General features: G+C 53.1%; 14 protein-coding genes. All 14 read right to left on the bottom strand.

Going from position 1 to position 14,120, the window contains the following annotated elements; translation table 11 throughout:
• Window positions 1-18 precede the first annotated feature (18 nt).
• The 14 genes from RGU72_RS05370 to RGU72_RS05305 all read right to left on the bottom strand — a co-directional run bounded on the left by RGU72_RS05370 (window position 19) and on the right by RGU72_RS05305 (window position 14,077).
• Entirely contained in the window at window positions 19-480 is a 462-nt protein-coding gene (locus RGU72_RS05370; RefSeq protein ID WP_322118749.1) for a hypothetical protein, read from the bottom strand.
• On the bottom strand, window positions 477-920 hold the full coding sequence (locus RGU72_RS05365) for an NlpC/P60 family protein (protein ID WP_322118748.1): 444 nt from the start codon (window positions 918-920) through the stop codon (window positions 477-479). Before RGU72_RS05365 ends, RGU72_RS05370 begins: the two co-directional genes overlap by 4 nt.
• Window positions 917-1,861: a DUF2163 domain-containing protein gene (locus tag RGU72_RS05360; RefSeq protein WP_322118747.1), complete on the bottom strand. Its 945-nt coding sequence runs from the start codon at window positions 1,859-1,861 to the stop codon at window positions 917-919. Before RGU72_RS05360 ends, RGU72_RS05365 begins: the two co-directional genes overlap by 4 nt.
• Window positions 1,858-2,457 (bottom strand): DUF2460 domain-containing protein, encoded by a 600-nt coding sequence (locus RGU72_RS05355; RefSeq protein WP_322118746.1) that lies wholly within the window; start codon window positions 2,455-2,457, stop codon window positions 1,858-1,860. Before RGU72_RS05355 ends, RGU72_RS05360 begins: the two co-directional genes overlap by 4 nt.
• Window positions 2,454-5,117: a phage tail tape measure protein gene (locus tag RGU72_RS05350; protein WP_322118745.1), complete on the bottom strand. Its 2,664-nt coding sequence runs from the start codon at window positions 5,115-5,117 to the stop codon at window positions 2,454-2,456. The genes RGU72_RS05355 and RGU72_RS05350 overlap by 4 nt, the downstream gene beginning before the upstream one ends.
• 246 nt (window positions 5,118-5,363) lie before the next feature.
• Window positions 5,364-5,705: a hypothetical protein gene (locus RGU72_RS05345; RefSeq protein ID WP_322118744.1), complete on the bottom strand. Its 342-nt coding sequence runs from the start codon at window positions 5,703-5,705 to the stop codon at window positions 5,364-5,366.
• Window positions 5,702-6,454: a hypothetical protein gene (locus RGU72_RS05340; protein WP_322118743.1), complete on the bottom strand. Its 753-nt coding sequence runs from the start codon at window positions 6,452-6,454 to the stop codon at window positions 5,702-5,704. Before RGU72_RS05340 ends, RGU72_RS05345 begins: the two co-directional genes overlap by 4 nt.
• Window positions 6,455-6,556: 102 nt before the next feature.
• Entirely contained in the window at window positions 6,557-6,985 is a 429-nt protein-coding gene (locus tag RGU72_RS05335; RefSeq protein ID WP_322118742.1) for a hypothetical protein, read from the bottom strand.
• A gap of 1 nt (window position 6,986) precedes the next feature.
• Window positions 6,987-7,274, bottom strand: coding sequence for a hypothetical protein (locus RGU72_RS05330; protein ID WP_322118741.1), 288 nt, complete (start codon window positions 7,272-7,274; stop codon window positions 6,987-6,989).
• Window positions 7,275-7,276: 2 nt separating this feature from the next.
• A complete protein-coding gene (locus RGU72_RS05325; protein ID WP_322118740.1) occupies window positions 7,277-7,471 on the bottom strand; it encodes a hypothetical protein in 195 nt (64 codons plus the stop codon).
• A gap of 104 nt (window positions 7,472-7,575) precedes the next feature.
• Window positions 7,576-9,657: a phage major capsid protein gene (locus tag RGU72_RS05320; protein WP_322118739.1), complete on the bottom strand. Its 2,082-nt coding sequence runs from the start codon at window positions 9,655-9,657 to the stop codon at window positions 7,576-7,578.
• A gap of 68 nt (window positions 9,658-9,725) precedes the next feature.
• Window positions 9,726-11,399, bottom strand: coding sequence for a phage portal protein (locus RGU72_RS05315; RefSeq protein WP_322118738.1), 1,674 nt, complete (start codon window positions 11,397-11,399; stop codon window positions 9,726-9,728).
• Window positions 11,399-11,959 (bottom strand): hypothetical protein, encoded by a 561-nt coding sequence (locus tag RGU72_RS05310; protein WP_322118737.1) that lies wholly within the window; start codon window positions 11,957-11,959, stop codon window positions 11,399-11,401. Before RGU72_RS05310 ends, RGU72_RS05315 begins: the two co-directional genes overlap by 1 nt.
• A 3-nt stretch (window positions 11,960-11,962) precedes the next feature.
• Entirely contained in the window at window positions 11,963-14,077 is a 2,115-nt protein-coding gene (locus RGU72_RS05305) for a phage terminase large subunit family protein (RefSeq protein WP_322118736.1), read from the bottom strand.
• Window positions 14,078-14,120: the final 43 nt, after the last annotated feature.

The following is a 14,120-nucleotide window of genomic DNA, read 5'->3' as shown; positions in this document are numbered from 1 at the left end:
CTCCCATTAGTGCCAAATTTATGACCACGACTGCTCAATCTGCACGCGTGTGACAGGGGTCGTGGTGTTGTTGTTTAAAGTGACGGTGCCATCTGCGCCAACCAGATGTGCCTCTGAGTCCACGCCGACATCTTGCGAGTCGGCATAGTTGCCCCGAAATATCGACTTGCCGCGCCAGATGCGGGGGATGTAATTAATCGTCCCCTCGCACAACCCCAGCAAGATGGTGGCGCTGTAGGTGTAGGTTGTGTTGGTCGATGACCCACCACCGCCGCCACCTTTGCCGCCGCCAGTGGATGTGCTGGTGGTGTGGCCAGTGGCTTTAAAGTCGGTGTAGTACATGAGGTTAGGGGCGATACGCGTCTTGCCATAGACCAGCGGGATAGGCTTGCCACGCGTGGACGTTTGCAAGCGCATGGAGCTGATAATGGGTGACGTGGAATTGACTGCATTGCCACCCCCGCCGATTAGTCCGCTCATAAAGTACCTTCATCAATTAACGAATAAAAACCACGCACCCGCTTGCCCAGCACGCCGGATGATGCGTCTGCTAAAACGACACCTTCAGTCACGTACGAATGGATGACCTGCGGCCACTGCACGACGATGGCACCGTGACTAACGCAGCGCATAAACTGGAACAGCACCACATCGCCAGGCATGGGCACATCGACCGGCTTGGCATACTGCTTGACCCAGCCCAAGTACCGCTCATCGTCACGATGAAAATGCCAGTCATGCGGATAAGGGCGCGGATCTATATCGGGGATTAAGCCTAGACGGTGATAAACCTCAATCAACAACATCGCGCAATCCACACCAGCACCCTTGACGCGGCCTTGGTGATGATATTTAGTCCCCAACCATGTCTGTGCCTCGGCAACGATTTGCGCACGTTTTGGATTGATCTGATCGCTCATAGAACTGTCTCAGGCGAAGGAATAAACGGGAAGCCCTTAAAATTAGGCCGATTGTTAAACTTGCCGATGCAGGAATCCAGTGTGCGATTGCAGCCCGGCCACGCGGTGAATGAATCACCGGACTGGCACAAGCCAACAAGCGGAATCTGTAAGGTGAATACATTGCTGCTAAACAGCCGCACAGACCGCAATACACCCGCATTAGCGCCGCTGTTAAAACGAATGGTGCCAAGGGTGAAGTAGTCATCCGTCCAGCCGGTCGCGCTGGCATACAAGCGGTTGTCGATCACGTCATACGCGCCGGTGCTGTTACCGACAGTGATGGAACCTGGTGAGCTTGCGGCATCAGTCAATACGCGTATGCCGCCCACGGTCGTGAGCGTGCCACCTGTGACGATGCCGGACACCGCCGCTGATGCTTTGTTGATCCCGCAGCCGTTGTCATAGATGGTATTTAAGCAGCCAGACTGGTACAGGTTGCGCGGCAGTTTTGTGTTGAGCAATTCCAGATCGGACTTGACTTGCAATTGTGCTTGCGTACGACCCACTTGCACATCTGACACCCGACCTTGGAATAGCAATACGCCACCCAAAGACGTATCGCCCCAGGTCTGCATAAACACCCGCTGGAGCTGCAACGATGCGCCATCGAGCGCGCCGCGCTGCGCTGCATTGAGCCAGCTTGCCCCATTGAGCAAGTGAATCGGCAAGGCGTCTACCGTGACCTTGAGCGTATCAACTTCAACACCGACACTGCACCTTGTGCGACTGCGAGCGATGTTGAACTTTTTAAACGTGTTGCCCTGATAGACCAGATCAATATCAGCGCCGGTGTAGCGCACCACATAGCCACCCACCAAGGTGATGGTGTACAGATCCGCCATCAGTAGCTGGCGCGTCGTGTTTAAATAATTGACCAAGGCTGTGCTAGCGGACTTCATATTTTGCCCCCGAGTGAGCCGACAAACGCAATCGTGCGCAGCTCCCAGACCTTGTTCATCAATCCGCCAAATTCGGCACCATCATCCACAAAACGGCAACGGTAGTAATAGCTGCCAGTCCAGGTGACAGAAACGCCCGCTGCTGGTGGCGTGACAAAGGTAATCATGCCAAAAGTATCGATGCCATAAGATGCCGTTGCCGTGCCATTGAGCTTGACATCGGTGATTGCATTGACGTTCATGACCGGATCAAGAAAGCCACCATAGGCGCGTAACAACTGGAACTGCGTACGCGCTCCATCACCCAATCCGATGACCTGGTTGGTCACTGTGCTGTCTGTAATGTCGGTGTACAAAAAGCTGTCGTACGACCCTTGGCAAGTCATAAAAAAACCTTGAATCAAGCGCAGATCATCATTGACATTGCGGTCACGTAAAAACTCATGCTTGAGCGTAAAGGTCATGAGCGGCGACGACATCAGCGACGTGCGCAACTCACGACCATTGACCGAGCGCTGGATGCGGGTAGAGAACTGGGGCTTTTTTGTATTGCCCCAAGCCAGCCCTGCCAGCGTCGGAAAGACTGCATTACTCATTTAGTGATCCCTCTAAAATTGCGCGCTTGTGCTTTGAGCGAACTGACCAGCGCCCCGCCCTCATTCATCAGCAGGCGCTTGACGCTTTGGGCATCCATCGCCGTGATATTGAAATGCATTGCACTACTCGAGCCACCGCCGTTGTCTGCCATGTTGCGAATCACATCAGCGTGCTTGGACGGCAAAATCATCTCGCGTGCATGCGTCTGCACAACTGGATTGAGATTGGCTGGAATGTCGTAACCGCCCATTGCTGATGCGGCGATGGGTGCGAATGACATTGCGCCAGCCTGGGCGGCCAGAGCTGCTGCAGGCGCCAATCCGGGGCCGATAATCGGGATTGCGGCGGTAGACGCAAACGCGGCAGAACCAGCCACCGCGGCATTAGCCGTGACTTGACTGACTGCGTTGGTACTACCTAGCAGTCTTTCTAAAATCAAGTTCATGCCGTACTCAGCGGCTTGCTTGGCCAGCATGTCGATAATGGCATTAGTGACTGCCTGAAACACGCCCAGCATCATGCCTTTGAGGGTGAGCGTGCCTTGCAGCGTTTGCGCGATCACGCTTTGCATGCCCGACTGGATATTCCCGTACATCTCAGTGGTGTATTTGTTTTGCTCTTGCGCCGCCTTGCCACGAATAGCACCTAGCTTTTGTTGATGCGCTTGCTCTAGTGCTTCGATCTGCAAATGGATTTGTGCCAGTGCCACGGGGTCTTCATCAGATCCACGCATCATCTGCTCTTGATCGATCAACGCTTGCATTTTTATCTGATAGCGTTTGGCCTCAAATTCCTCCTGCTGTTGCAGTAGTTTGGCATTGGTCGATTGATGCAAAGACACTGCCAATTCTGCTGCCTGCTCCGCAGCATCAATGCCAGATAACTCTGCATTGCGCTTGGCTTCTGCGATCACTTTGCTGGTGGCCAGTGACTGTTCTGCATAAGCGCGTTGCTCTTTATAAATCTCAGCCATGGCGGCTTTGGCTTCTTTACTCTCTGCGCCATAGCGCGCCACATTGGCGTTATAGATTTTTTGAGCGATGTCTAAGCGTGCTAGATGGTTGTTTTTGTAGTTCTCCAGGCTGGCTTTTTCGCCTGCCATTTCCGCTTCAAAACCATCTTTGCGGATGAGCGCTGTCTCTGCGTAGTACTTCTTTTCTACCTGAGCTTTTTCCTCTTTGGAGAGCTTGACGGTATCGAGAATATTTTTCCAATAATCACGCTCCATCGTGTGATCGTACTCACGCGCTGTACCCGCGATGGCTTGTTCTTTAGCGTAGCCGTCTTTGTCTGCCCCTAGCTTGGCCTCCCACTCATGGACGCGGGTTTTTTCTTTGGCGTTTTTGTCATCACCGCCAAAGTCGTAAGTGGGTCCGCCTTTGATGGTTTTGTCTTTGATGTCGGCTGTTTGCTTTTGCGGACGCATCGCGATGTCATCAATTTTGTCTTTGGCAGCACTGGCGATATCGACCATTTTCTTAGCATGACGTGCAGCGATTTCCTCAATCTCTGCGGTACCGGCTGCCCATGCTTTTTTGGCGCCAGCGAAGTCGCCATGCAACGCACGTTCGACCGTTGCTGCCATGCGCATGATGTGTACCACCAGCGCCTCGATGACGCCTTGTATGACTTCCACAGCCAGATTGATGCTGACCTTTAATCCGACAAACGCAATCTCGACGACCTTGCATGCGTTACTAAAAATCTCCATTGCGCCCGGAGCGTCGCCGCCCATGACGCTGGCGATTAGATCGCCAATATTGCTAAAGCCAGAGCGGATGATTTCCCATAGCTCCATGACGGTTTGGCCAACCGTCTGCATGATGTTGGTCAACGACTCCAGCACCATTCCAGTTGCCTTACCAGCGACGGGCCCGACGCCGCTTAGCCAGCCGCCCAACTTGACAAACGTGGGCAGCAAAGCATTACCTGCCTGGACTTCTAACGACGTCATGACCAGCTTCATGTCATTGATAGATTCTTTGTATTTTTTGGCTTGTGCAACACCTTCATCGCCAACGACTAAGCCTAAGTCTTTGGTCTTTTGTTCGGCTGCTTTGATCTCTTCAGTCGTGAGCTTGAGGGTTGCGCGCACATCATTCCACGACTTACCATAGACCTGCGTACCCGCGATGTTCTGTTCAATCGGGTTTTGAATCTCTTTGAGCTTGGCATTGACCTCACCCATGATGTCGAGCGTGGGGCGGTACTGGCCTGCGCTGTCTTTGACCTTGACGCCTAGCTTCTCAAACGCTTGACCATTGGTAGCGATCTGCTTGGACATCTTGCCAGCGGCCATCGTCAATACTTCTGAGTCGATACCCAGATGGCGCATGGCGACCATCAGGACGCTTGCCCGCTCTGTTGTGACGCCTAGCTGTACTGAGAGCTTTTTAGCTTCACCTGTCCATGCGACAGACTCGCTGATCACTGCTTTGAATGCGGAACCGCCCGCGATAATCGCGGTCATGGTACCGATGACGGATGTGACGGATTTAAAGGCGGACGCCAGTTTGTCCATCTGGTTTTGGACTTCTTTAAAACTGTCTTGAATTTGTTTGGCTGCGACCTTGCTGGATTCCTGCACCTTTTGCATGGCTGCTGTCCAGCCTGCGGCCTCGGCGGTGATGGCGTATTCGATGGTTTTATCGTTGCTCATGATGGAATCCAAAAAGAAAAAGCCACCTGCATCAGGTGGCTTGGGGGAACATATTGATCAGGTCGTCATAGGTTAATTCGCCCTCACTCTCTTCAGAGGGACCCTCATAACCTAGATAACCTGCAACTAATAAATGGACTGGCGGGTGTTGTTGCCAGTAGCGGCTTTGGGCTTGGAAGCTGGGGATGTCCCAGTCATTCCAAGCTTGTTGTGGCGTGCAGCCGGTACAAGCAACGATGTGGCAGACTAGCTCTGTAAGCCAGCAGCCGCCATCTGTTCCTTCAACCGCGCCGCCATCTTTCCCGCTGAGACTGCGAGGCCAGAGAGATTGAGCAGGATTTCCCAGACATCGAAGTAATTACCATAATCGATCAACTCTTCGACCTCTTCTAGCGTGATGTCGTAGTTACGCGACAGGCTGGCATGCGCCATCTTGGCAACCAACTCAATGTCTGGAATGCCGCCCAAAAACACCGCTTTAACTTCTTCGCGGTAAGTTTTAACAGCAGCGACATTGAGCGCAGCCAGTACGAAGGGACGTCCACATAAATTAATGGTTGTGCCAGGCACCTTAACAGCGCCACTCATTCTGTTGAACTCCAACGCCACACAGAACCGCTGTCATCTGCCAGAGCCGACATATCCAGTTCTGGAATAATGAAGTCTTCTTGTTTGCTGGACATAGCCAGCTTGTTAGAGACGACTTTAGGCCAACTGAACGTCAACACTTTGCCGTTACGCTGCATGGAAAAGTCCACTTTAAACGTAGGATTGAGACCCATCGGCAAGTTGGCAACATTGAGCAACTGGCCTGATGCCGCCGCCATGTGCTGGTAATCGATGAAGACCGTTTTGCCAAAATCGGCAGAGGCAAAGACATACGTGCCGTTGCCCGTCGTGGTGTACTGGCCGGACGCAGGCGCAGACGCTACCCGGATCAGCGGCGTGCCTACGCCGTCGTAACGAACGCCCAAGTTAGCAAAGAAGGTATTGCTGTTTGGTGGGGTGATAACGACCGAGGCGGCAGCCACGACACCCGTTGTGTCATTGACCGATGTGATTAAGCCAGAGGTGACAGACTGACCAAAAAAGGCGGCAGTGAATGGCAAGATATTGATGTTGGCAAACTTGGCTTTGAGACCAATCTTGCCCTTGCCGCGCCCTGAATCAACGGGGAAAGAACCCGTACCGTACAACAGCTTCTCGTCAAAGCTGGCATCGATGGAAACGTCTTGCAGAATGCCGAACTGAAACGGCGTGGGGACGGCAATTGAATTGCCGTTGGCGTCTTGGAGGGGCGTAGCCCACATAACACCGGAACCAAAATGGCGTGCCATAAATTTTCCTAAAAAAAATCCCGCATCGGTTGGGATGCGGGATTGGTGGACGAAAAAAAAACCGCCAGCGGCGGTGGTTTGTGGATCTATTGTTGGTGCGTTTTAAATCGTAGTAGTCAGATCGTTAGCCGGTTGCAGGTAGCGCATTTGGTATCGCGTGGTGACAAAGCCTGCGGTCTGCTCTGCCTCATGCTCTTCCCATGATTTGGACTTCTTTCGCAAGTCATCGACCAGAGAACGTAAGCCAGCATTGCCGAGCAATAGGCGGTGAATATCGATCAAGATGGGGTCAGCCAAGGTGTCGAAAGGGTCACCACGGGTATGGACTTCTACCGTGACGACCAGCGTGTTTTCATCAACGCTGCTATTGAAAACACTGCTCTCTTCGTCCGTACACATGATCGCAATACACGGCACCTCACCATGCGCAATCGCAGTAGCGCGAGACCTGAATACGTTGCCCCCAGCCGCCGTATTGCCAGTGAGCGCGCCTAACATTACGACCATGACTTGCTCTGGAATGCTGGACATATCAGCCCTTTGATAATGGGATATTGGAGAAAGCGCCATCGTCCAAGAGAACCGGATTGCGTGCGATATACGCCACGCCATCCACTTGTATTGCGACTCCAGCCTTGATGGAGGCAGCGATGATCACAGCGCTGTCTACCAGCAATGTGGGCATGTTGGATTGCGCACCGATGACGGGTCCTTGCAGATCCTCATCCGGCGTATCTTTGATGCCCATAAAACTCACCGCGCCGCAAAGACACGGCACGCCGTGATCCTGCAGTAGCGCAGCTCTGTTTTCGTCAAACATGGCTATGCGGTTTTGGCAGGATCGGCTTGATCTTTAGTGGCGGCAGGTTTGTCCGCTGTTGGACTGTCTACCAGCTCTAACTTGTGCGAGTGATTGGCTGCCACGTCGTCTTCTACGTCGATCAAATCACCGCCGATTTTGACCGTGTTGTCGTCCATGACGAAAGAAAAGCCTTCGCGGATTTTGTATGTCTTCATGCTGTTTGCTCCAGAATTTTGAGGGTTGTATTTGGCTTAGAAATGGCTTGATTCGCTTTGATTCAAGCCATTGAGTCGTGCTATTGATCGTTTGATGCTCGCGCTTAGGCGATGGCGTCGCTCATCACGGCAAAGGATTGGGCGTGGCGTACGGCGACGTCGATGGTTTGCAAGACGCGCAGTTCAATACCGCCTGCTTCGTAAATGCCAGCAGCGTATGGGTTAGGGAGAATCTCTACGACGCCCCATTCACCGATCAACAACTGTGACCAGTCACCGAAGTAGACTTCGGATAAATTGGTGCCAGTGCCTTTGGTCAAATTGCCACGGGCTTGATTAGTACGGGCGACTGTATAGCCGTTGATCTCGCCCGGTGTACCAGAACGTTGACCCATTGGGCTGTTCGTCCACAAGTATTGGTTTGTTGTGGATTTGACTTTCTTGAGTGCGCCGACTGCTTTGGCGTTGGTCAAATAAGCGAGGGAACCATCGTCCGCATTCGACATGGTGACCTGAGTTTCAAGATCAATCAGGTTATCGATTGTTAATGCGCCACCGTTGGTACCACCAATGACAGAGCCGATGCCCGATTGGTTGGCAATACCCAGCGGTTGGAAGCTGGTGCCAGTGCCATACAACGATGCAGCATCAATCCCCAGCGCCATCGTTTGAATCATGTCGGCACGCACCAATTGCTCGATGTAGGGTGATGTTTGTTGCAGCATGTTGCGGGTGATGACGGAGAGTGCACCAAGATGTTTTGGGGACAAACTCACCTTGTCAAACTGTGCGCCGGTTTGTGAGAGTGTTTGCCCCTCACCAACCCAGTACACTTGCCCGGCTGCTTTTTGACGTGGGATGTCTACGTTACCGACCAAGCCGGACAACATTTGCGCACCTAATCCAAACACGCGGGCTTTATTGCGCAGCATGTCGATGAAGCTACCTGATAACAGGTTGGTTGCAACAATACTTGCGCCGCCAGAGGTAGCACTGAGGCCACTGCCAGTACCGAAGCTGTAATCCGCCGCACGTTCTTTTGAATAGAACGTGAGATTGGTTGGCATGAAGAGGCCTGCTGATTGTTTGCCAGAGCGCTTGCCGATTTCTTGTGAGACTTCACGCTCAAAACCTGCCGTTTTCCAAGCGTTGTTCTCACCCATACGCTCATTGACGCAGGCATTGATAGCGCGCATCAGACTGTATTTAGCTTTTTCACTTTCGGTCAGGTCTGGGTTAGAGCCGCCCGTTAATGAAGCTTGGCCATTGCTGCGCGCCAGGACTTGATTTAAGACGATGCCGCGTGCGGATTCGATCGGTGCTTTTAAGTTGATGAGGTGATTGCGTACGTCATCGCTGATTTGATGTGCGCGGCACATCGCATCAATCTCGGTCACCCGTGCGGACTCGACGAGCGCGGGATTGATTACGACCGCTGGCGCTGCGGCTGGTGCTGCTGGTGCTGAATTGACGCTTGCAGAGGTTGCTGCTTCGGCGGCATCCTGCATGACGTGTTTTTTCTTGAATTTCATTTCAGATCCTTCTGTGTTGTCGGCGGATGCCGTGGTGGTGATGGAAGTTGTGCTGCTCGGGGTGTCGGTGTTGCTGGTGTTGCTGGAGTGGGTGACAACCACGTCCATTTCTTCATCTGTTGCTGAGCGGTTGATGCCTACTGAGGGGTCGCCAGGCACGGTGACTAGCGATACTTCGAGCGCTTCCCATGACGTGACGACGTAGCTGGTCTGGCCTTGGTAGAGATCAATTTCGTAGACGCGGTATTTGAAAGAGACGTTTTTTAAAACGCCCTCGATCACGCGCTGCATCGCCCAATCACCGCGCTCATCGGTGCTGAATCTGGCAGTGCAATAGCAGCGGCGATCTGTGCCTAACCACGCTTTTTCGATGACGCCCAAGAGGTCATTCATGTCGTGGTTAAAGAGCAAATTGCCGTTGCCGTCGATGCGTTGCAGATCGGGTGCGCCGGGGGAGTGACTGAGGATTTCGTCACCCATGTCGCAGGTGACTGGCGTCTCGCTAGAAAAAGAGAACGTGACTTGCCGGGTGTCTGGGTCAACCACACCGACTTGCACATCGGCGGTGTCGGCTGACCCAGAGCCAAGGCTGATAAAGCGTTTTCTTGGTCCTAACTTGTTGACGCCGAGTTCAAGTTTTTTCTTGTCGGACATTGCGGCTCCAATGCAAAAAGCCCACGCGGCGAACCGGGTGGGCTTTTTTGGGGTTGGTAAAACTGGGATTAGTCGTCGGTGGATTTGCTGTCGCTGTTGCTTCCTTTGTCTGTATCGTCTTCACCGGCAGCGCTATCCGACGGACTGTCCTGACCTTGCTTGTTGCCTTCGGCATCTAATGGCACGTCGGTTTCTGCGCCTTGCACAGCGCCCTTATTGTCGGTCTGTGCTGGGTCGGTATCAAAGACGAGATCGCTTTCGGCCATCATGTCTAGCTCTCGGCGGCGTTCTTTGAATACATCCTCGGCATCGGCATGTTCTGAGGTGAGGCTGATGACATCGGAGACCGTCATAAATCCGGCGCGCACGGCGGCCTTGTAAGCCAGCACTTCTTTTGTCGGATCAATCCAAGACCAACCACGCGGTTTAAAGCGCACCGCTAGATACTTTTTGGTATTGGTGTAGTAGTCCGGAAAACTTAATGCACCTGCCAGCACTGCTGCACTGACAAAATCCCGATGCACCTCACGCCGGAAGTTACGAATAAACCAGCCCTGCAATACCCGCCAGAGATCACGGTCATCTAGGAGCGCCAAGCGTGAACTGCTGTAATTGGTCTGCGAGTAATCACTGGATACGCTGGCATACGACACGCCAATGCCAGTGGCAAATGCCCGCAACATAAAGCGCATGAACGGGTCCATCGCCGAATTAGGGCGACTTGGATTAAAGCCGGTAAATTTCTCACCTGGTGCAAGTTGCTGAAATGTGCCGGGCTCCATCGTGAGCGTGGGTTGCGGTCTGCTGTCGCCATCCACAAAATCATCTGCATCCGGTACCAAGCCATCGCCCGATTCGATAATGCCGACGATAGAGGCGGAGGCGCGTGCTGCGACGATCTCTGCCTCTTCGTAGCCTTGCATATTGCGCAGGCGTTTTAAGGTGGCGTGGAACCAAGGCACACCGCGTGTCTGGCCGATACGCTCTGGGATATATAGATGGATAATGTCTTCAGCGGGTATGCGTAGCAAAGCGCTTTCAACGAAGGCACTAAACTGGTAATCGCCAGGGTGATTCGGGTAAAGCCAATAGGCAACTGGTCGCCCCCATTTGTCTTGCTCAATCCCCATGCGAATGGTGTTGCCATTGTCGGCACGTACCACGCTCCATTGATCGGCGATGCGATCTGACTCGATCAGCTCCAATGCATAGGGAATCTTGCCCCTACCGAACGGGCGGCGGATTTTGTGGATGATGACTTCGCCGTTTTCAACTAACGACCCAATGGCGAGACGCTCCATATCAGCGAAGCACAATTTGCCAGCGGGGTCGCAGGTATCTTTGTCAGTCCACTCTTCATACTCTGCCTCGATCTGATCATTGAAGCGCGCCATGAGCTTGCCACTGGCGCTTTTGACTTGCGCTTGCAGTCCGATGCCCGTGCCGATCACATTATTTTTAATAATGCGCACGGCGGCTTTGGCGTATTCGTTATCACGCAGCAGCTCGCGCGAGCGAGCGCGTAACGGGCGCAGGCTGGTGATGATCTCGCTGTCAGCCGAGGTGTTGAGTGCGCTCCAGTCAGAATCAAGGCGACTCATGGCGGCACCGGCATACATGCGCTTGGCGGTGGTGGCCTTGGACAGTAGCGCCTTTTGTGCTGAGCGTTGCGCGTTCCAGTCACGCAGGATGACGCTGCCAGGCTGACTTACTCTGGCTTCGTTGTAAAATTTTTGATTCATTAGAATCTCACTAGAAGGCGGCGCGGGTTGCCGTGGCCGTTGACGATGGATTGCTTCGCGTTTTCTGCATTGACACGACGCTGCCAAAAATCGCGCAATGCCATCAGCTCGGTGAGACTGTGAAACTCTGTCTGGCGGGTACCGATGGTGTAGCTTTTGATCTTGCCGCCGGAGCTGGTGAAGCTGGCTAGCGCGGCCTCGCAATCTGCCAAGGCTTTGACTGCGACGGTTCTGCTATCCATCGCTGCGGTGATGCCGGTGAGATCCGCCATCACTTGCAACGTGCCGCCGCCGATGGTCTTGCGCTGACCTTGCTGTGACAGATAGGCGCCCCAGACGTAGGTGCCTGCGACCAACGTTTGGCTTTGTGCCAGTGTGATGGATGTTGTCCAGCCATCGCCATTGGCACCTGCTGTTAGCGTGAGCGGTACCGCGCCGCGCAGTTCGTACTTCAAAGTCCAATCTGCACTGGACATGCGGATGCGAGATTGGGTATCGAACCACGCGTCATCGTTCCACTGCGCTGTATCACCAGCGGTGAGCGTTTTAATTATGTTCATGGGTTACCAGTTCTTCGCGGAATAGCCGGACGTACTGCGGCGTGGCCGTTGTTTTGGCTGCGCTTTTAGCACTGGCTTTGGTTCGATTGGTTTGGTTATAGTCCTGATCGGTGCCGGACTGGCCTGCTGTCCTGCATCGTCATTACTGTCTTGATCAATATCGGGTGCATCGTCTTGTGCAGACGTATGCACTAGCGGTTGTTCTTGCGGCGCATGCTCTGAAAAAATCTGACGCTGGCGTAATTGCTTTTCAATCGCATCCCAGTGAGCAGGTTTTAATAGATGCAGCTTGATCGACATTGCCGCATGGAGTGCATAGACTTCGCAATCCAGTGCTTCATTTCTGACGCCCGATTTTTTCTGCCACGTCTTGTGATTCTTAATCGTCTTATGCGGCGCTTTGATTTCTGAGGTGATCTGATCCCAGTAATCGGGGCGCACGGATTTGTACCAATGCATGCGTCCGGGTCCGTTGCCTGTTAGTGCTAGGCGGCCAGTGATGATTAAATCTTTTGCCCTCTGGGTACCAACGATATAAGGACGCACACCTGATGGATGCGGCTTGTGTTTTTTGTCATAATCAATTGCTGAACTGGGTCGGGCAAAAATCTCTCGTGATACTTTGCCTTGTTCAGACGCGCCTTTGATCGCCATGTAATTTTTGGCCTTACGATCACGCACGTAGTCATAGACAGCATCAGTTGCTACACCGTCAGATGAATCAACGGATACGGCGCGAATCGTCATGCTGTTGCCGCTGGCATGCGTAAATTCGCTGGTCAATAAAGTGTCAAGATCGTCCCATGCCCCAGAATTGGAGATCAAAGTTTGCCCGTGGATTTCACCCCAGTAGACTAACCAAGATTCACTCCCCCTACCCCATGCACGTATGACCACTGCAAGCCGGTTGTGTTGTACATCGACGCCTGCGGTGAGCACCATGCCGCCCCATGGGATCGTTCTTTCGTCGTACTCTTCTGCGCGTTCTGACAATTTGTCGGAGGTGGGTAGATCGCTTTTGTACTCGTATGGCAGGCCTTCGCTGCTGTTACGGAACGCACGCATCTTGGTGTCGTCACCCTGATTGAGCAGATGCTGCGCCGTAAGAAATTTCTCTAACAACTTTTGTAGAACGCTTCCGGGGAACGGCGAATACAGTTCGTTAATGTAGAAGCCAGCGACGCCGTAAAACGGGGCGGTGGCGATCCAGACCGCCTTCTTGACGTTGCGATTTTTTTCTACATCCGTCCATAAGCAGGTGCAATGCGGACAGGCATAGCGTGCTGAATCTGGCCTGACCTTGCCGAAGACTTCATGATTAAATTCTGGCTCTTCGGTGTACTTGACGTTTTCCCACATAAGCACGTGCGACTCACCACAGTGGTGGCATGGCACCATGAATACGCGCTTGTCACTGGCTTGGTATGCAGCGTCAATGCGTGAAATTCCCTTGACCGTTGGCGTGCCGCCAAAGATTACTTTGCTACGGGCGAAGGTCTTGACGCGCTCTTCTAGCAGCGTGATCGTGTCGCCCTGATCACGCACATTGTCATTGCAATCGTCCGGCTCTTCCACGATGACGATGGGCGCCGGTGTTGACTTCACAGAGCTGGGGCTGTTGGAGCCGACGAGCTTGATGAAGCCACCCGGAAAACTTTTAAAATCCCAGCGATTGTCGCGGTCTTTGCGTTTGTGAATCTGTAACTTGGCTGCGACACGTGGTGTCACTTCTGCCATCGGTATGAGCTTTTCATCATTAAACTCTTTGGCGGCTTGCGCCTTGGCGAACATGATAATGATCGGCACCGGACAGATGTCGATGATCTTGCCAATGAAATTTAGGATTGCGCCATCAGTCCAGGCAACCTGCGCGGACTTCATGGCGACGATCTTGCGTACAGTTGGATCATCAATCGCGTCGTGAATGCCCTTGATCCATGGTGTTAAATCTGGGTCGTACGCGCCTGGTAGCGCTGAGGCTTTAGCCGATAACCGGCGGTGCGTTTTCGACCAGATATACAGGCTGACTATTTCCGCCGGAACTAGCGCCGTCGTCAGCCGTGTTACGAGCTGCACTACTGCTAGCATCGTATCGAGCAAGATGTTTGAAGGCTGCATTAGTGAACTCATTTAGGATTTGGATATCGACATCGACTCCGTA

The organism is Undibacterium sp. 5I1, assembly GCF_034314085.1.
In the GTDB taxonomy this organism is placed as follows: Bacteria; Pseudomonadota; Gammaproteobacteria; order Burkholderiales; family Burkholderiaceae_D; genus Undibacterium.
The sequence above is the reverse complement of the archived record's forward strand: the minus strand, read 5'-3'. Positions and strand labels throughout refer to the sequence as shown.